18 protein-coding genes are annotated in these 17,850 nt (G+C 65.0%); 12 read left to right on the forward strand and 6 right to left on the reverse strand.

Annotated features, from left to right (window positions below; genetic code table 11):
* Positions 1–66: 66 nt before the first annotated feature.
* Complete coding sequence (locus H1B27_RS03990) at positions 67–1,512, reverse strand: TAXI family TRAP transporter solute-binding subunit (RefSeq protein ID WP_061880122.1); 1,446 nt, start codon at positions 1,510–1,512, stop codon at positions 67–69.
* Positions 1,513–1,664: 152 nt separating this feature from the next.
* On the opposite strand from H1B27_RS03990, the gene H1B27_RS03995 reads away from it, so the two are divergent.
* Both H1B27_RS03995 and H1B27_RS04000 read left to right on the forward strand, forming a co-directional pair.
* Positions 1,665–1,958 (forward strand): 4a-hydroxytetrahydrobiopterin dehydratase, encoded by a 294-nt coding sequence (locus H1B27_RS03995; protein ID WP_283808227.1) that lies wholly within the window; start codon positions 1,665–1,667, stop codon positions 1,956–1,958.
* Positions 1,959–2,069: 111 nt separating this feature from the next.
* Positions 2,070–2,453 (forward strand): YkvA family protein, encoded by a 384-nt coding sequence (locus tag H1B27_RS04000; RefSeq protein ID WP_061880124.1) that lies wholly within the window; start codon positions 2,070–2,072, stop codon positions 2,451–2,453.
* A gap of 225 nt (positions 2,454–2,678) precedes the next feature.
* Here the strand turns inward: H1B27_RS04000 and H1B27_RS04005 are convergent, their stop codons facing one another.
* A complete protein-coding gene (locus tag H1B27_RS04005; RefSeq protein WP_061880125.1) occupies positions 2,679–3,653 on the reverse strand; it encodes an NADPH:quinone oxidoreductase family protein in 975 nt (324 codons plus the stop codon).
* A gap of 147 nt (positions 3,654–3,800) precedes the next feature.
* Here H1B27_RS04005 and H1B27_RS04010 point away from each other — a divergent pair, with 147 nt between their 5' ends.
* The 9 genes from H1B27_RS04010 (at position 3,801) to H1B27_RS04050 (ending at position 12,741) form a co-directional block, all read left to right on the forward strand.
* Complete coding sequence (locus tag H1B27_RS04010; RefSeq protein WP_197965076.1) at positions 3,801–4,640, forward strand: SDR family oxidoreductase; 840 nt, start codon at positions 3,801–3,803, stop codon at positions 4,638–4,640.
* 116 nt (positions 4,641–4,756) lie between these two features.
* A complete protein-coding gene (locus tag H1B27_RS04015; protein ID WP_197965077.1) occupies positions 4,757–5,449 on the forward strand; it encodes an invasion associated locus B family protein in 693 nt (230 codons plus the stop codon).
* A gap of 192 nt (positions 5,450–5,641) precedes the next feature.
* A complete protein-coding gene (rlmN, locus tag H1B27_RS04020) occupies positions 5,642–6,844 on the forward strand; it encodes a dual-specificity RNA methyltransferase RlmN (protein ID WP_061880128.1) in 1,203 nt (400 codons plus the stop codon).
* 127 nt (positions 6,845–6,971) lie between these two features.
* On the forward strand, positions 6,972–7,463 hold the full coding sequence (locus tag H1B27_RS04025; protein ID WP_197965078.1) for a hypothetical protein: 492 nt from the start codon (positions 6,972–6,974) through the stop codon (positions 7,461–7,463).
* Between the two features lie 26 nt (positions 7,464–7,489).
* Positions 7,490–7,834 carry a hypothetical protein gene (locus tag H1B27_RS04030; protein ID WP_156505111.1) on the forward strand — a complete coding sequence of 115 codons (345 nt, stop codon included), beginning with the start codon at positions 7,490–7,492 and terminating at the stop codon, positions 7,832–7,834.
* Complete coding sequence (locus tag H1B27_RS04035; protein WP_061880130.1) at positions 7,831–8,607, forward strand: phosphatase PAP2 family protein; 777 nt, start codon at positions 7,831–7,833, stop codon at positions 8,605–8,607. Before H1B27_RS04030 ends, H1B27_RS04035 begins: the two co-directional genes overlap by 4 nt.
* Positions 8,608–8,700: 93 nt before the next feature.
* Entirely contained in the window at positions 8,701–10,038 is a 1,338-nt protein-coding gene (gene argG / locus H1B27_RS04040; RefSeq protein ID WP_197965079.1) for an argininosuccinate synthase, read from the forward strand.
* Positions 10,039–10,268: 230 nt separating this feature from the next.
* Positions 10,269–10,628, forward strand: coding sequence for a hypothetical protein (locus H1B27_RS04045; RefSeq protein WP_197965080.1), 360 nt, complete (start codon positions 10,269–10,271; stop codon positions 10,626–10,628).
* Positions 10,629–10,983: 355 nt separating this feature from the next.
* Positions 10,984–12,741 (forward strand): alkaline phosphatase, encoded by a 1,758-nt coding sequence (locus tag H1B27_RS04050; RefSeq protein WP_197965081.1) that lies wholly within the window; start codon positions 10,984–10,986, stop codon positions 12,739–12,741.
* A 97-nt stretch (positions 12,742–12,838) separates the two neighbouring features.
* Here H1B27_RS04050 and H1B27_RS04055 read toward each other — a convergent pair whose 3' ends face one another.
* Positions 12,839–13,459: a TetR/AcrR family transcriptional regulator gene (locus tag H1B27_RS04055; protein WP_061880133.1), complete on the reverse strand. Its 621-nt coding sequence runs from the start codon at positions 13,457–13,459 to the stop codon at positions 12,839–12,841.
* A 228-nt stretch (positions 13,460–13,687) separates the two neighbouring features.
* On the opposite strand from H1B27_RS04055, the gene H1B27_RS04060 reads away from it, so the two are divergent.
* Entirely contained in the window at positions 13,688–14,644 is a 957-nt protein-coding gene (locus H1B27_RS04060) for a homocysteine S-methyltransferase family protein (RefSeq protein ID WP_197965082.1), read from the forward strand.
* 66 nt (positions 14,645–14,710) lie between these two features.
* On the opposite strand, the gene H1B27_RS04065 is transcribed toward H1B27_RS04060, so the two are convergent.
* The 3 genes from H1B27_RS04065 to H1B27_RS04070 form a co-directional block, all read right to left on the reverse strand.
* On the reverse strand, positions 14,711–16,873 hold the full coding sequence (locus tag H1B27_RS04065; protein ID WP_197965083.1) for an OmpA family protein: 2,163 nt from the start codon (positions 16,871–16,873) through the stop codon (positions 14,711–14,713).
* Positions 16,874–17,061: 188 nt separating this feature from the next.
* Positions 17,062–17,301 (reverse strand): hypothetical protein, encoded by a 240-nt coding sequence (locus H1B27_RS39955; RefSeq protein ID WP_061880136.1) that lies wholly within the window; start codon positions 17,299–17,301, stop codon positions 17,062–17,064.
* Positions 17,301–17,786, reverse strand: coding sequence for a pyridoxamine 5'-phosphate oxidase family protein (locus tag H1B27_RS04070; RefSeq protein WP_061880137.1), 486 nt, complete (start codon positions 17,784–17,786; stop codon positions 17,301–17,303). Before H1B27_RS04070 ends, H1B27_RS39955 begins: the two co-directional genes overlap by 1 nt.
* Positions 17,787–17,850 lie beyond the last annotated feature (64 nt).

Here is a 17,850-nt window from a genome sequence, read left to right on the forward strand (position 1 = left end):
GCGCTCCGGAATGACGGTGCGAGTTATATTGAGACAATGTGACGCAGCCATTACGCCGGCAAGCGCCTACGCGTTGCCGGCGGCCCTGAACTGCGCGCCGGCGCGCTGCAGGTTCTGCGGCAGGCTCATCAGCAATGCCTTGCGGTCGGCGACCGCAGAATGGAACTGGTCGAGTGCGATGTTGAAGGCGGTGAGTGCGCCTTCCTCGATCGCGCCGTGATCGTAGCAGCGCAGCGTATCGCGCAGGATGTCGTCAGCCTCGGTCTGCATCTGGTCGAGCTCTTCGGCCGTCTCGCACTTGCGCGCCGCGGCGATCATGTCAAGCAGGCGTTCGCGCTGATGATTGTTGCTGTCGCGCTCGTCCTTCTTCAGGTATCCGGCGAACCAGGCGCCGATCGAGCCCATGGCCGAAAGTGCCATCAGGCTCCACCAGATGTAGTCGCTGTATTTGTCGAGAAAGGTCTTTTCCTCGCCGTCGACGAAGGCGGCCGCACCTGGGTGCACCGGGATCACCGCATCCTTGTCGGTATCGGGCGTTTCGATCTTCGCCGCGAGCGGAAATTCCGTGACCAGTTGCTGGCGAACGGCGAAGAGCTGGCGCGTGAACGCCGCAATGGTGGTTTCGGCCACGCCCTTGCGCGCCACGATGTGGTGCGAAAAGCTGATGGTCTTCACCTCGTCCTCCGGGCGGGCAGGCGAGCCGCCATAGGTGCCGGCGGGAATCTCGGACGCTTCGTAGACCGGATGGTTTTGCGCGATCGCATCCGCCGAATCGATTGCGAGGAAGGTGGGCGCCCCGAAATCCTTGGTGGAGGCGGCGATCGCATCCGACGTGATCTTGCTGTTGACGGGGCCGGCCGCGAGATAGACGTCGGCCTTCTGCGCCTTGATCGCCTCGGCGGCTTCGTTCGCCGGGAACTGCACGATCTCGACCTTGGCGGGATCGATGCCGTATTGCTGGAGGATCACCTTGAGCAGATTGACGTTGGCCTGGGTGCGGCCGACCACGCCGACGCGATGGCCGGCGAGCTGCGAGATCTTGGTGATCTTCGCGCCCCGCTTCTTGCCTTTGCCCGGGACGGACCACAGCACCACGACGTTCTTGCGCAGGGTCGCGACCGCTTGCGCGTTCTTGGGCACGTCGACGTCGCCGCGCACGATGGCGAGATCGACCTTGCCTTCCGCGAGCGCGTCGGCGCTCGCCGTGGCGCCGTCGGTCTGGAACGGCCGCAGCCGTACCTGAGCCTTGGTCTGGGTGAAGGCCTGCGTCAGCGCCTGCACGACCTTGATGTCATCGCTGTTGGCAGGGCCGACCGCGATCTTGAGCGTCACCGGACGCATCGCGAAGTAATACCCGCCGGCGAGCGCGCCCACGATCGCAAGCACGAGTGCCAGGGACACGAGGGCCGTCTTCCGCGCCGCCGATCGCGGCGAAGGCGGAGGGGGCGCTTCGGCCAGGTCCAATCCCCCGGTCATCGATCTCCCAAACAGGCGCTTCAGGCTCAGTTTCATCTTGGCCGGCGATCTACCGTTGCAATTGTAGCAAATTTCTTTGTCCGGCGGGGTTACATCTCCGTCATGGTTAGCGGACGCAGGAAATCCCGTATGAACCCGGGCGGCGGCGCGGTGTTAGAGTAAAGTTCCCCCCAAAAGGCAAGGAGACGATCATGGCAGAACGGCTCTCGGCGGAGGAGCGCAGGCAGGCGCTGGGCGGACTACCGGACTGGAGTGAGGTCCAAGGCCGCGACGCCATCGGGAAGATCTTCGTCTTTAGGGATTTCAACGAGGCGTTCGGCTTCATGACCCGCGCCGCGCTGGTGGCCGAGAAGATGGATCACCACCCCGAATGGCGCAACGTCTACAAGACGGTGGAGGTGGTGCTGTCGACCCACGACGCCGGCGGCGTCACCACGCGCGATATCGCGCTGGCCAAGGCGATGAACGCCATCGCAGGCTGACACTTGACGGATACTTGGCTGACGTCTTGCAGGGATCGGCCGCATCCCCATCTTGTGATCAGCCGGGACGGGACGACCCTCCGCCTTCGGCAGAACGGGGAGTTTTTGAGCATGGCTGCCGAGCACAGCGTCGGCTTCGAGCCGGCCGATCGGCTCGCGGAAGATCGCGAGAGCGTGCGCCGCCGCTTCTGGCGCAAGCTGAAGCGTGTCGCCGCGCACCTGCCGTTCGCGGAAGACCTGCTTGCCGCTTATTACTGTGCGTTCGACCGGCAGACGCCGCGCCACGTCCAGGCCTCGCTGCTCGGGGCGATTGCCTACTTCATCCTGCCGTTCGACTTCGTCACGGACGTGATGCCGATGCTCGGCTTCGCCGATGACGCTGCCGTGCTCGCCACTGCCATCCGCATGGTTGCCGGCCACATCACGAACGAGCATCGCGAGGCCGCCCGCGCCGCGCTGCGGCGTGGGGTGGAGGAAGTGGAAGCAGACGCTTGAGCTTACCCCGAGCGCGCTGTCATTCCCCGCGACCCGGCTACGCCAAGGCTTCGCCGGGGTTGAGGTCCAGGGGCGCCGAAGCTTTAGCGCAGGCGGCAAGCGGGGAATCCAGTACGCCGCGGCCTCTCGGTTCAATCACTGCAGTCTCTGGAATACTGGATCGCCCGGTCGAAGCCGGGCGATGACAGCTGAGTATGCGGAAACAGCGTCGCGATGGACGCCGCCTCACGGATGCAGGATCACCTTGCCCATGGCCTGGCGTCCCGCCAGCACCTTCAGCGCGTCCGCGGTCTGGGCCAGCGGGAAGGTGCGGTCGACATGCGATGAGATCTTGCCCTCCGCCGTCCACTTCACGAGCTTTTCCAGATTGGCGCGGTTCTTGGCCGGGTTGAGTCTCGTCCAGGCGCCCCAGAACACGCCGCGGATGTCGCAGCCTTTCAGCAGCGCGAGGTTCAGCGGCATCTTCGGAATGTCGCCGGCGGCAAAGCCGATGACGAGGAAGCGGCCCTCCCAGGCGATCGAGCGCAGCGCCTGCTCGGCGTAAGCGCCACCAACCGGATCGAAGATGATGTCGACGCCCTTGCCGCCGGTGAGCTTGCGCAGGCCTTCCTTCAGATCTTCCTTGCCGTAGTTCAGCGTCAGCTCGGCGCCATGCGCTTTCGCGAATTCCAGCTTCTCGTCCGACGAGGCGCAGGCGATCACCTTCAGGCCCATCAGCTTGCCGAGTTCGCAGGCGGCGAGGCCGGTGCCGCCGGCTGCGCCGAGCACCGCGAGCGTCTCGCCCGGCTTCGGGCTCGCGCGATCTTCCAGCGCATGCAGCGCGGTGCCGTAGATGATGATGATGCCGGCCGCGCGGTCGTAGTCGAGATTGTCGGGGATCTTCACGATCGATGCCGCCGGCAGCGCGATCTTCTCGCGCGCGCCGTTGTGGCCGCAGGATGCGACGACGCGGTCGCCGACTTTCAGATCGGTCACGCCGGGGCCGATGCTCTCGATCACGCCGGCGACTTCCGCAGCCGGCGAGAACGGGAACGGCGGCTTGATCTGGTACTTGCCCTGGATCATCAGGATGTCGAAGAAGTTCAGCGCCGCCGCCTTGATCGCGATCACGGCTTCGCCGGGACCGGCCACCGGATCCGGCACCTCGGCCAGAACGAGATCGTCGGGCTGGCAATATTGCGAGCAGAGGATGGCTTTCATGGCGGCACCTGAGGCGTTTCGAGTGGAATTATAGTTGACCCGTTTCTGCCGGATTTAGACACGGGCGACAATCCGGTTTCTTTGCCCAAAGCCATGGGCAGCCCTATCCTCGCTACGACGAAATCCACGGAAATAGGGATTCAAACGATGTTTGAAACAAGCCTGCTCAAGAACAAGCGCATCCTCGTCACCGGCGGCGGCTCGGGCCTTGGCGCGGCGATGGGCCGTCGCTTCCTCGCGCTCGGCGCAGAGATCGTGATTTGCGGCCGCAAGCTCGACCGGCTGGAAGCAACCGCGCGCGAGATGCGCGAGCAGGCGGACGGCAAGGTCACGACGATCAGCTGCGATATTCGCGACGGCGCGGCCGTCGACAGCATGATGGATCAGATCTGGCGCGAGGCGCCGCTCGACATCCTCGTCAACAATGCCGCCGCGACCTTCATCGCACAGAGCGAGCATCTCTCCTTCCGCGCCGCGGATGCGATCCTGGCGCCGACGCTGCATGGCGCGATGTATTGCACGCTTGCCGCCGGCAGGCGCTGGATCGCGGGCACGCATGGCGGCGTCGTGCTGTCGATCCTCTCGACCTCCACCATCACCGGCCGCGCCTTCACGGTTCCGTCAGCGATGGCGAAGTCCGCCCTGCTGGCGATGACCAAGAGCCTTGCGGTGGAGTGGGGCCCGAAGGGCATTCGCACCGTCGCGATCGCGCCGGGTCCGTTTCCGACCGCCGGGGCGTCCGGGCAGCTACGCCCCGAGGGCCGCGATGAAGGATGGGCCTCGCGCAATCCGCTCGGCCGCGCGGGCGAGCATAGCGAGCTTGCCGATCTCGCCAGCTTCCTGGTCTCCGACCGCGCCGGCTACATCAATGGCGAGATGGTGGTGATCGACGGCGGCGCGCATCTGCGCAGTTCCGGCGCCGAGGATTTGCTCGGCTGGACTGAGGCGCAATGGGCCGAGCAACGCGCCGCGCGATCCAGGGCCTAGCCACAGCGATACCGCTAACTGCCTTCCCAAATTGGACTTTCCCGGCTATCCCTGCCCGGGGACAAAGCGCGGTCGGGCCATCTTCCAGTCACAATATTGAGGGAACCACTCCGAGCATGTGGCGGGTGCTGATTCTAGCTTTGATGACTGGCGTCATGGCCGGGGGAATCGTCGATTCCGCGCGGGCGCAGACGGCGCAACCGGCGCCCAAGTCCGTTCCAAAAGAGTCCGTTCCAAAAGAGTCCGCTCCAAAAGAGGCGACACCGAAGCCGGCTGCGCCGCCAGCCCATACGACCGCGAAGGGGGCTTCGAAGCCCGAGAGCAAACCGGCGGCCTCGCCCGCGGGAGTTGCGGGTGGCGCCGAGCCGACCTTGATCGGGCAGTTCGGCACCTGGGGGGCCTATGCGGCGACGCCCAATGGCAAGAAGGTCTGCTTCGCGCTGGCCAAGCCTTCGTCGTCGAAGACCAATCCGCCGAACCGGCCGCGTGATCCCGCCTATGCGTTCGTCTCGACCCGGCCGGCGGAGAAGGTCAACAACGAAGTCTCGGTCATGATCGGTTATGCGCTGAAGCCGGGCTCGGAATCGACCGTCGAGGTCGGTGGCGCCTCCTTCGCGATGTACACGCAGGGAGACGGCCTCTGGATCAAGAACGCGGCCGAGGAGGAGCGGATGGTCGAAGCCATGCGCAAATCCGCCGACCTCGTGGTCAAGGGGGTCTCGGCCAAGGGCACGGAGACGACCGACACCTTCTCGCTGAAGGGCCTTGCCCAGGCGCTCGACAAGATCGCCCACGACTGCAAGCGGTAAGGCTAGGCAGGTGACGGTCGCAATCGGCAGTCCCGGTTGCTATATAAGGCTGGTTCCAGATTTCTTCCGTCATTCCGGGGCAATGCGCAGCATTGAACCCGGAATCTCGAGGTTCCGGGTCTGGTCCTCAGGGTCGCTTCGCGATCCCTTCGGACCATCCCGGAACGACGACAACAAATTCCAGGCCCATCGATGCAAACCTTGACCGAGCCGCACAACGCAATCCTGGTGGAGAAGACTCCGCTCGAAACCTATGTGCCGCCGGCAAAACCGTCGCTGATCGGCCTGTCGCGCACCGAGCTTGCCGATCGCCTCGGCGAGATCGGCGTCGCTCCGGCCCAGCGCAAGATGCGCGTGCAGCAGCTGTGGCACTGGATCTATTTCCGGGGCGCCCAGAGTTTTGACGACATGACTTCGATCTCGAAGGGCATCCGCGCCGATCTCGCCCAGCATTTCACGGTCGACCGGCCCGAAGTCGTGGCCGAGCAGATCTCCAACGACGGCACCCGCAAATGGCTGCTGCGGCTGCCGAGCGGCGATTCCGTTCAGAAGGCGCATGAAGTCGAGTGCGTTTACATCCCCGAGACCGACCGCGGCACCCTGTGCGTCTCCTCGCAGGTCGGCTGCACGCTGAACTGCGCCTTCTGCCACACCGGCACGCAGCGCCTGGTGCGCAACCTCACCGCCGGCGAGATCGTCGGACAGGTGATGGTCGCGCGCGATCGTCTGAACGACTGGGCCGATCGCGAGGACGGCACGCGCCGCGTCACCAACATCGTGATGATGGGCATGGGCGAGCCGCTCTACAATTTCGACGCGGTGCGCGATGCGCTGCTGATCGCCGGCGACAATGAAGGCATCGGCATATCCCGCCGCCGCATCACGCTGTCCACCTCCGGTGTGGTGCCGAACATCGTGCGCGCCGGCGAGGAGATCGGCGTCATGCTCGCGATCTCGCTGCATGCCGTGCGCGACGAGCTGCGCAACGAGCTGGTGCCGCTCAACCGCAAATATCCGATCAAGGAGCTCTTGCAGGCCTGCCGCGACTATCCCGGCGCCTCGAACGCGCGCCGCATCACCTTCGAATATGTGATGCTCAAGGGCGTCAACGATTCGCTCGACGATGCGAAGCTGCTGGTGAAGATGCTCAAGGGCATTCCGGCCAAGATCAACCTGATCCCATTCAATCCCTGGCCCGGCACCGCCTATGAATGCTCGGACTGGGACCAGATCGAAAAATTCTCCGAATACATCTTCAACGCCGGCTATTCCTCGCCGGTACGCACCCCGCGCGGCCGCGACATCCTCGCCGCCTGCGGCCAGCTGAAGTCGGAGACCGAGAAGCTCAGCGCACGCGAACGTCAGGCGCTGCGCGCCATGGCGATGACGGATTGAGGATGCGTGCCCGCGCTCTCGCATCCCCGTCATTGCGAGCGAAGCGAAGCAATCCAGAGCCTTTCCGCGGCGGCAGTCTGGATTGCTTCGTCGCTACGCTCCTCGCAATGACGGTGAGGGTGGCGCCATGTCCCTGATCGGCCGCCTCGTCGTCATCTTCATCGGCTTCCTCGCCGCCTGCTTCGTCGGCGGCATGATCGTCGTCGTCGCGCTGCTGTTTCCGGAGTTCGCCGATCTCGGCGCGGGTCCCGTGGATCAGGGCACGATCGACATCCTGCTCGGCTTCGGCTTCATCTTCGTTTCGGGCTTCGCGCTGGTGCCGGCAATGGTCGTCGTCGCGATCACCGAGGCGCTCTACATCCGCAGCGCGCTTGCTTATGCCCTCGGCGGCGGCCTCGTCGGACTCGCCTGCTATCTCGGCCTCGTGCCGTTCCATCCCGACACCTTCCAGTTCGAAGGCATCGTGCGGCGGCACCTGGAGATCATGACCGGCGCAGGGATCGTTGCCGGCATGGTCTATTGGCTGATTGCCGGCCGCAATGCCGGCGCGTGGCGCGACCCGCCGCCTGCGCGCATGCCGCCTCCGCCCCTGCCGTCGAATTCAAGGCCGAAGGCATAATCCTTGCCGAGAGAGCTCGTATCGACATGGATTCAAATCAGAGACTGGCGTCCGCAATCCTGGCAAGCGTGATTAACGCGCAGTTGGGCAAATTGTCACTTCCCGAGCTAGAGCAAAATATCCTCGCTCAATTGCCGGCTATTGACTCATCCTTGCCTGGAGCGACCCGGAAACTTCTGGATGAGTTAGTACTGAACGTCTTTCAGACGCAGAATAAAAATGGTGCCGCAGCCCTCAATACTCCGCGCCAGTTTACCTACTACGAAGATCAAGGTGTCGATATCCTGTTCGAGCAAGCAGCAAATGCCCTTAGGACCTACCTTGAGAGTATTGCGTCACCTCATCCCACTCCGCTAAACCGCGCGCCATGAACCGGACTGGACTCTTCATCGCCCTGACGTTGTGGCTCGTGATCGGCGTCGTCTTCGGCCTCTATCCCGAGCTCGATCTCAAGCTCGCCGCGCTGTTCTTCGATCCCGAGACCAGGACGTTTCCGCTCAAGCTGAACGGCTGGGCCAGTTTCGCACGTGACGCCGCGATGTGGGTCGCCTGGGCATTCGTGCTGCCATCGCTGGTCGCACTCGTGGTCAAGATGATCCGGCCGGACCGGCCGCTGATGGTGTCGGGCCGCGCGATGGTGTTCCTGCTGGTCACGATCATCCTGTCGGCCGGCATCCTCACCAATCTCACCTTCAAGACCTATTGGGGCCGGCCACGCCCGGTGGTGGTGACCGAGTTTGCCGGCGACCAGCAATTCGTGCCGTGGTGGGATCCGCGCGGCGGCTGCGCGCGCAACTGCTCGTTCTTCTCGGGCGAGGGTGCGACCGCGTTCTGGACGCTCGCGCCGGCCGCGCTGGCGCCGCCGCCGTGGCGCCCGCTCGCCTATGCCGCCGCCGTGGTGTTCGGCGCCTTGACCAGCGGGCTGCGCATGGCCTTCGGGGGTCACTTCTTCACCGACGTTTCCATCGCCGGCCTCGTCACCTTCGTCGTGATCTGGTTCGCCTACGCGGTGATTTACCGCTGGCCGCGGACGCGGTTTTCGGACGAGGCGGTCGATGCCGCCCTGACCCGGCTGAGCATGCCCGGCTACCGGCTCCGCCAGCGCCTGTTCGGCCGCAAGACCGGTCCCGAGCCGTCGGTTTAGGCCATTAAAGGGGTGCCGAGCCCTGCGAAATTTGATATTCGCGCGGTCAAGTTCGAAACCTTCACCAGCCCTTGAGACCCGATTGGAAGCCCCATGACCACGATCCTGAAAAGCCTGCCCAAGGGCGAGAAAGTCGGCATCGCGTTTTCGGGCGGGCTCGACACCAGCGCGGCGCTGCTCTGGATGAAGCAGAAGGGCGCGCGCTGCTACGCCTACACCGCCAATCTCGGCCAGCCGGATGAAGCCGACTACAACGAGATCCCGCGCAAGGCGATGGAGTTCGGCGCCGAGAAGGCGCGCCTGGTCGATTGCCGCACGCAGCTGGTCCACGAGGGCATCGCCGCGATCCAGTCCGGCGCCTTCCACATCTCCACCGGCGGCATCACCTATTTCAACACCACGCCTCTGGGCCGCGCGGTGACCGGCACCATGCTGGTTGCAGCGATGAAGGAGGACGGCGTCAACATCTGGGGCGACGGCTCGACCTTCAAGGGCAACGACATCGAGCGCTTCTACCGCTACGGCCTGCTCACCAATCCCGGCCTGAAGATCTACAAGCCCTGGCTCGACCAGCAGTTCATCGACGAGCTCGGCGGCCGCGCCGAGATGTCGGCGTTCATGACCGTGCAGGGCTTCGCCTACAAGATGAGCGCCGAGAAGGCGTATTCGACCGACAGCAACCTGCTCGGTGCCACGCACGAGGCCAAGGATCTCGAGAGCCTCGACAGCGGCATCAAGATCGTCAACCCGATCATGGGCGTGCCGTTCTGGCGCGACGACTGCAACGTCAAGGTTGAGAAGGTCGTGGTGCGTTTCGAGGAGGGCCAGCCCACGGCGCTGAACGGCCAGACCTTCTCCGATCCCGTCGCGCTGTTCCTCGAAGCCAACGCCATCGGCGGCCGCCACGGGCTCGGCATGAGCGACCAGATCGAGAACCGCATCATCGAGGCCAAGAGCCGCGGCATCTACGAAGCGCCGGGCATGGCGCTCCTCCACATCGCCTATGAGCGCCTCGTCACCGGCATCCACAACGAGGACACCATCGAGCAGTACCGCATCAGCGGCATGCGCCTCGGCCGGCTGCTCTATCAGGGCCGCTGGTTCGATTCGCAGGCCCTGATGTTGCGCGAGACCGCGCAGCGCTGGGTCGCGCGCGCCGTCACCGGCGAGGTCACGCTGGAGCTACGCCGCGGCAACGACTATTCGATCCTCAACACCGAGAGCCCCAACCTCACCTATGCGCCGGAACGGCTCAGCATGGAGAAGGTGGAGGACGCCGCCTTCACGCCGGCCGACCGCATCGGGCAGCTCACCATGCGCAACCTCGACATCGCCGACACCCGCACCAAGCTGAAGCTGTACAGCGACACCGGTCTGCTCTCGGGCAGCGAAGGCTCGCAGATCTTCCGCCTGGAGAGCGACAAGGGGTGAGGCACGCTGTGCATACCCTGCAGTACTGAGTGAATTGTCTTCGAGGTGCAAGCGACCTCCCCTTGGGGGCTAAGCGCTCGTTCGTTGCGACTAAGGTTGTGGTGGAAAAGATCTCTCGTATATGTTGTGCTTCAGTGTATATTTGATCGTGAGCTACTCCACATGCCGGATATTGGACGACTGATTTGCGGCGACGCGGGCCCGTCTTTGCAATCAACCTTTGCAATCTATTGGACAGCATTCCCTCGAAGCGGCTGACGTTTGATATGATAGATCAGTGGATAGGTGCGCTGCCGGAGCCGGCTGAATTTCACGTGTCCGGTCAAGCCTTCCATGAGGTGCAGTTGCCTCCATTGCCGGTGGAGCATGGTCTCGCCATTTTAGATAAACCAGTAACGGTCTTAGGAAAATCAGCAGCTTATCCTTATGGACTAACGGACAATTTGATCGAACGCCTGACAGGGGCCGGAATCACGACGGTTGGTCAGCTTGCTACGACGGACAACCGTACGCTCGATCAGATAGACTATATTGGAGATGCTACCATCAAGCGCATACGCGAGGTGGTGTATCAAGCGATTTGGATGTAGGAATAACGTTCACTGGCTTTGAAGATGTCCAATGTGCGGACGCGGCGACGTGTGATGACGTAGGCGGGCCTGTCACCGGCGACAGCCCAACCTCACTTATGCGCTGCACAAGCTGACCATGCGCAACCTCGACATCGCCGACACCCGCACCAAGCTGAAGCTCTACAGCGACACCGGCCTGCTCTCGGGCAGCGAAGGCTCGCAGATCTTCCGCCTGGAGAGCGACAATGGTTAAGCCTTTCGTAGCCCCGGATCGCGCTTTCGCTCGATCCGGGGCTACGAATTTAATGACGGTGTCATTCTCGATCGCTACGCTTGCCGTTCATGTCGGAAACCGGATTGCGGAGCATCGAGCATGGTCAGGGGATCGGCACTCGCCTCTCTCATCGTCCTCTGTTGGGCATCGTCACTGTCGGCGCAGACGATCTATCCGATCGATCGTGCCGAGATCCTGGCCGGAGCCAAATTCGACTTCAAGGTCGAGCTTCCCGGGCCGGTCGATCCCGCCAAGTTGAAGGTGACGGTGAACGGCGCGGACTACGCGACCGCGTTCGGCCGTGCCGGCAGCTTCATCGAGCGCGAGGACGGCAAGGATCAGTCGGCCCTGATCCTGCGCGACGTCACGCTGACCAGGCCGGGCAACGTCGTCGTGGACGTGAGCGACGGCATGGGCCAGCACAGCGTTACATGGACGGTCTACGATACGGGGCCGCGCAAGGCGAAGAACGTCATCCTGTTCATCGGCGACGGCATGTCGCCGGCGCACCGTGTCGCAGCCCGAATCCTGTCCAAGGGGATTTCGGAGGGCAAGAGCCGCGGCAAGCTCGCCATCGACGACATGCCTCACATGGCGCTGGTGGCAACCGCAGGCTCGGATTCGATCATCACCGACTCCGCGAACTCGGCCAGCGCCTATGCGACCGGGCACAAGAGCGCCGTCAATGCCCTCGGCGTCTATGCGGACCGCAGCGCAAGCGCGTTCGACGATCCACGGGTCGAAACCATCACCAGCCTTGCGAGGAGGCGGCACGGCATGGCGATCGGCATCGTCACCAACACCGAGATCGAAGACGCGACGCCGGCGGCGATGGTTGCGCACACGCGCCGCCGTGCCGCCTATGACGAGATCGTCGAGCAGTTCTTTGCGGCGAAGCCGGATGTCCTGATGGGCGGCGGCAGCGCGAATTTTCTGCCGAAGTCGGCCGCCGGCTCGAAACGCAAGGATGAGACCGACTACATCGCCAAGTTCCGCGATGCAGGCTATCAGGTGGCGACCACCGCGAGCGAACTCGGCGCTCTCTCGGTAAAGCCCGAGACGACCAGGCTGCTCGGGCTGTTCGCCACCGGCAACATGGACGGTGTGCTCGACCGCAAATTCCTGAAGGGTGGCGGCGTCAAGAAATTTCCTGAGCAGCCCGACCTGACCGAGCAGGTGCAGGCCGCGCTGCAACTGCTGTCGCGGAATGAGGCCGGCTTCTTCCTGATGGTCGAATCCGGAATGATCGACAAATATGCGCATCTGCTCGACATGGAGCGCGCCGTCTACGACACGATCATGCTCGACAATGCGGTGCGCCAGACGCGTGAATGGGCGCGGGCGCGCGGCGACGACACCCTCATCCTGGTGCTGGCAGACCACAATCATCCCAACAGCCTCGTCGGCACGGTGAATGATGACATGGCCACCGTGCCCAACGTTCCCTTGCGCGAGCGCGTCGGCGTCTACGATCGGGCTGGATTTCCCAATTACCCGGCTCCCGACGCGGAAGGCTATCCGGCGCGCATCGACGTCAGCCGCCGGCTGGCCATTTTCTCCGCCAGCCTGCCGGATCACTACGAGACGTTCCGTCCGAAGCTAGACAATCCCAACGAGCCGACCGTCAAGGCCGGCGCCGACGGGACCTTCAAGGCCAACGACAAATACAAGGACGTCCCGGGCGCGGTGCTGCGCCCCGGCAATCTTTCGGCGATGATCGGCGCCAGCGTGCATTCGGGCGAGGATGTCATCCTGACGGCGACCGGACCGGGCAGCGAGCGCGTGCACGGCTCGATGGACAATACCGAAGTGTTCCGCGTCATGGCCGATGCGTTGGGACTGGCTGCGGGGCAATGATGCAGAAGTTCGATTGCGAACCGCGCCCGGTTGCACTCCTCCCGCAAACGGGCGCGGCAGGGCGGTCCGCACCCGGCTCGCTCACGTCACATGCCTTTCATGATGAGGGGGGCGGCGCGAAGACCAGCTTGACACAGCTGCGGAAGAGCAGGATCTGCCGCTCCAGCCGCTTGGGATCGTTGAGTGTCTTCGACATGATGATCGCGCCGTCGACCACGCACGAGATCATCTCTGCGAGATCGTCGAGGTCGATCGGCTCGCGCGGCGGATAGACCGCGGCGATGCCGTCGAGGATCGCGCGGAAGTGCGCATTCCAGGCCCGGACCGATTGCGCGGTCAGGTCGCGAACCTCGCGGTCGAACAGGCGCTCCTGATAGCAGATGCTGGCGATCAGGCACCCGGGATGGCCGTTGGGCAGATCGGCCATGACCTCGGCCAGCAGCTTCAGCGAGATCAGGAACGATTGCAGCGGATCGTCCGAGAGCTCACGCCCTCGCTGGAAGATCTCCTCGAACAGGCGATCGTTCGTCTCCACATAGCGGCGCAGCATCTCCCGCGCGAGCGCGTTCTTGTCCCTGAAGTGATAGAAGAATCCGCTCTTGGTCAGTCCGGCCTCGGCGATGACCTCGTCGATCGAGGTCGCTCCGAAGCCCTTCGCGAGCACCGCCGCTTCCGCGATCTCGAGAATGCGCTCGCGCGTCGCTTCGCCCTTTCCCATCGATGCCTCCAAAACCGTACCAACGGTGCGGAATTTGCCGCGCAGGCAAGCGCGCCGGTCCGATTGCCTCACGCAAGTCTTTGATTTGTATCCGTTTGCGGGAGGAAGTTCAGCCGCACCATCAGGCTTCTAGAGCGACGCGACATTATGCGGCACCAATTGCCGAGACCGAAGGAGGGCATGGCGCGACCGAATGAAGAGCGGCCCGTGCAAATGATGGAGCGATCAATGGCCAAATACAGACACGATCTGCCGCAGCACCGCGGCGGCATCTTCTTGACCGATGGCGGCATGGAAATCACCCTGATCTTTCACCAAGGGCTGGAGCTGCCGCACTTCGCGGCATTCGTGCTGCTGGACAGCGCCGATGGCCGCGCGCATCTGAAGCGGTACTACGAGGCCTATCTTCGCATCGCGCGGCAGCATGGACTCGGCTTCGTGCTCGACAGTCCGACCTGGCGCGCCAACCCCGATTGGGGCGCCAGGCTCGGCTACGATGCGGCCGGGCTCAAGGCCGTCAACATGGACGCCATTCGCCTTCTCGACGAATTGCGCAGCACATGGGAATCGCCTCGCACGCCATGCGTGATCAACGGCGCGATCGGTCCGCGTGGCGACGGCTACAAGGCCGGCAACATGGACGCGGCGGAGGCGGAAGCCTACCACTCGGCCCAGATCGCAGCCTTCGCCGAGGCTGGCGCCGACATGGTGACTGCGTTCACGCTGAACAGCATCAACGAAGCCGTCGGCGTGGTGCGTGCAGCCAGGACGCAGGAAATTCCGGTCGCGATCTCCTTCACGGTCGAGACCGATGGCCGCCTCGTCAGGGGCGAGTCGTTGCGCGAGGCGATCGAAGCGGTCGACGACGCAACGCACCGTGCTTGCGAATATTTCCTGATCAACTGCGCGCATCCGGCCCATTTTGACGGCGCGCTCGCGGCTGGCGAATCGTGGGTCCAGCGCATCCACGGCATCCGGGCCAACGCGTCGATCAAGAGCCATGCCGAGCTCGACGAATCGGAGACGCTCGACAGCGGCGATCCCGTCGATCTCGGCCGCCGTTACCTCTCGCTCAGGCGCGCGTTTCCGCAGATGCGGATTCTCGGCGGCTGTTGCGGTACCGATCACCGGCACGTTGCGGCCGTTTGCGAGGCCTGCCTGCCGCCAGAGGCGATGAGTGCGTAATACATGCAAAATGAAATGGCCGGGATTGCTCCCGGCCATTTGCGTGTTGCGTGCGTGGCTTGTGCCTCAGCGCGGCGGCGCGGTGCCGGGCGGGGGCGGCGGCAGCGAGGCCTGGCCGCCGTTGAGCAGCGGCGTGATGCGGCGGACGGTGACGCGCCGGTTGATCACGCTCGGTCCTTGCGTCTGCTCCTTCAAGTACTGCTCGCCGTAGCCTTGCGACGTCAGGTTCTCCGCCGGGACACCGAACTGCTGCGTCAGCAATTCGGCCGCGGACTGCGCACGGCGGTCCGACAACGACAGATTGTCGACCTCGTTGCCCACCGCGTCGGTGTGCCCCTCGATCAGGAACACCTCGCGCGGGTTGCGCTGGATCGCACGGTTGAGGCCGTCGGCGATCGCTTGCAACCGGGCCGCCTGGTCCGGTGGGATGGTCCACGATCCCGTCTCGAAGTTGATCGTGTTGACGTCGATGCTCGGCATCTGCATGCGAACATTGGGGCTGTAGCGGATCTCGTCGAGCGAGTAACGCCGATCGATCCGTTGCACCGGCGGTGCCTCCATGGTCTCGTAGATCAAGTCCGGCGACGCCTCCTGGGCATCGACGATGTAGCGATCGTAGGGCATGTTGACCACCGGCGGCGGCACGTCGACATAGAAGCCGCCGACCGACCGCGGATCGCGGTAGGTGTTGTCGATGATGATGACCTCGCGCCCGGCGGGGTCCCTGCGGATGCGCCGCATCAGCCGGCCGTCGGTGCCGACCACGGTGATGATCTCGCTGCCGTCGGGACGGATCACGACGGTGCGGGTTTCGCCGCCGACGGTGTCGGTGCGGATGTCACGGGCCCCGTAGCGGAAGCGATAGAGATCGTTGCCGCGGACATAGGCCTGCCCGCCTGGATCGCGGACGATGATGCGGTCCGGCTCGGTGTAGACGGTGCGGCCGCCTTCGATGGTCTCGCGGCGCTGGCTATGGAGATCGGCGATGGTGGCACCGATCACGGCGCCGGCCACGACGCCCGCACCGATCGCGAGCGGCGTGAGGTCACGCTGCGGTGGACGCGGCGGTGGCGGCAGCGGTGCAGCAACCGTGGGAGCGGCCCGGAACGCGGGCGTCACCGTGGGCGGGGCGTATTGCGCCCTGTTCGGCGGCGGTGCGGCGGCCGGCGTGCCGGGAACGACCGTCGGCGCCGCAGCGCCGGCCGGAGGCGCCGGCGGCCGGGCCGGGGCACCAGCCTGCGGGGGCACAGGCGGAGCTCCGGTCGCGGGCGCTCCCGCAGGCGGCGTGCCCCCCTGACGGCCGGGCGTCGGCGTAGCGGTCGGAGCCGGCGTCGCGCCAGGTGTTGGTGTGGTCGTCGGTGTGGTCGTTGGAGCGGGCGTGGCACCCGGAGCTGGAGATGGCGTTCCTGCAGCCGGAGGCGCGCCGGGGCGTTCCGGCGGCGGTGTACCCGGGCGACCAGCCGGCGGCGCGCCAGGCGTGCTGCCCGGAGCGGGCGTTGCCGTTGGAGCAGGCGTGGCTGTCGGAGCAGGTGTGGCGGTCGGAGCAGGTGCTCCCGGTCGTGCTGCCGGTGCGGCGGGCGCAGGAGTCGGCGTCGCGGTGGGCGCTGGCGCCGGCCGGCCCTGAGGAGCTGCTGCGGGCGGCGGGGCCGGTGGCGTCGGAGCCGGGCGGGCACCGGACGGCGTGTGCGGCTGTGCGGCGGGAGGCGGCGTCGGCGTGCGTGGCTGCGGAGCCGCCGCGGGAGGCGGTGCTGGCGGCGTGGGAGCCGGGCGCGCCGCAGGCGGCGTCGGAGGAGGCGGTGTCGGGGCGTGCTGCTGCGGCGCCGCAGCTGGCGGCGGCGAAGGCTGCTTCTGGGCGGGCGGCGGCGGAGGCGGCGACGGTTGTTTCGGAGCGGCCGGCGGCGGCGGAGGCGCCGGACGGGCCGCAGGTGGAGGCGGAGGCGGTGGCGGCGCTGCCGGACGCGGCGGTGCGGCTGCCGGCGGGGGCGCGGCGGGCGGATGGGGCGGTGCAGCCGCGGGCGGTGGTGCCGCCGGGCGCGCGGGTGCTGCAGGGGGAGCCGCTGCCGGCGGTCCCTTCGGCGGCTGCTTCGGTTTTCCGTCAGGGCCCGTCTCTTGAGGCTGGGCCTGCGCGACCACGAGCGGCGAAGCGTCCTGCGCATGCGATGCGGTGTTTGCCAATTGCATCGCGGTCAGAGCCGTCGTCGCAAGCAGCACGAAACGAAGGTTGGTCATGGTGTTGAACTTCCCCGGAAGGTTCTTTGACGAAGTGTCGGGATGAACAGCTACGCGTTAGGCCGCATTGTGGCAGGCGATGCAGCCGCAGCCCGATTTATTTCTGCACGCAAATCATCTCACTATGGCGATGTTCATTGCGCATTCAGATGCTGGCTGCAATCGCCTTACATGTGATTGGAGAGTTTTCATGCGTGATGCCGCGGCATTGCATCTGTCGCAGGATTCGGAGTGAGCGGCCCATTCGGTCCGCGCGATGGAATCTCTTCAGGCACGCGGCCAGGCAGTTCGTCGGGGCGCGGTGATTCGCCTGGCTCGCGGACCGGTGGGGTGATTTCAGGCTGCGGATTGCCAGGCGGGATTCCGGGCGGCGGCTCAGTTGGCGTGCCTGGCGTCGACGGCGGAATCTCGGGCGGTTCGATCGGCATCACATCGAGACCTTGCGATTCTCGCCGATGTCAGGACGTGTATTCGTGACGGCCGCGGCCGCCATCTTCACGTAGGAGATCACCGTCCCCGGCGAGTCCCAGAATTCGGCGTCGTCAGGCGTGACCTTGAGCACGCGGATGTTGGGATCTTCCGCAGAGTCCCACCATGCCTTGGCCGGCGTCGAGAACAGCTCCTTGATCTTGGCACGGTCGTCGGAGACGACGGCAGTGCCGGTCAGAGAAACATATTTCTGGCTGCCGGCATCCGCGAACGACAGGTTGACGGATGGATGACGCGCGATTTCATCATCCTTGTGACGCCGTGCATCGGTCAGGAAAAAAATCGTGTTCGCGTCGCGGTCGAGATAGGCGCTCATCGGCCGCGCGCGGAGCTTGTCGCCGTCGCGCGTGACCAGCATCGCGAATCCGATCTTCTTCATCAGATCCCAGACGCGATCGACGTCGCCGGCATTGTCGTTGGCCATGTCATGCTCCTGTTGCAAGGAACGATAACGGCCTGCCCGGAACGATGTTCCCCTGGGACTACGT

The sequence above is a fragment of the Bradyrhizobium diversitatis genome (assembly GCF_016031635.1).
Classification (GTDB): Bacteria; Pseudomonadota; Alphaproteobacteria; order Rhizobiales; family Xanthobacteraceae; genus Bradyrhizobium; species Bradyrhizobium diversitatis.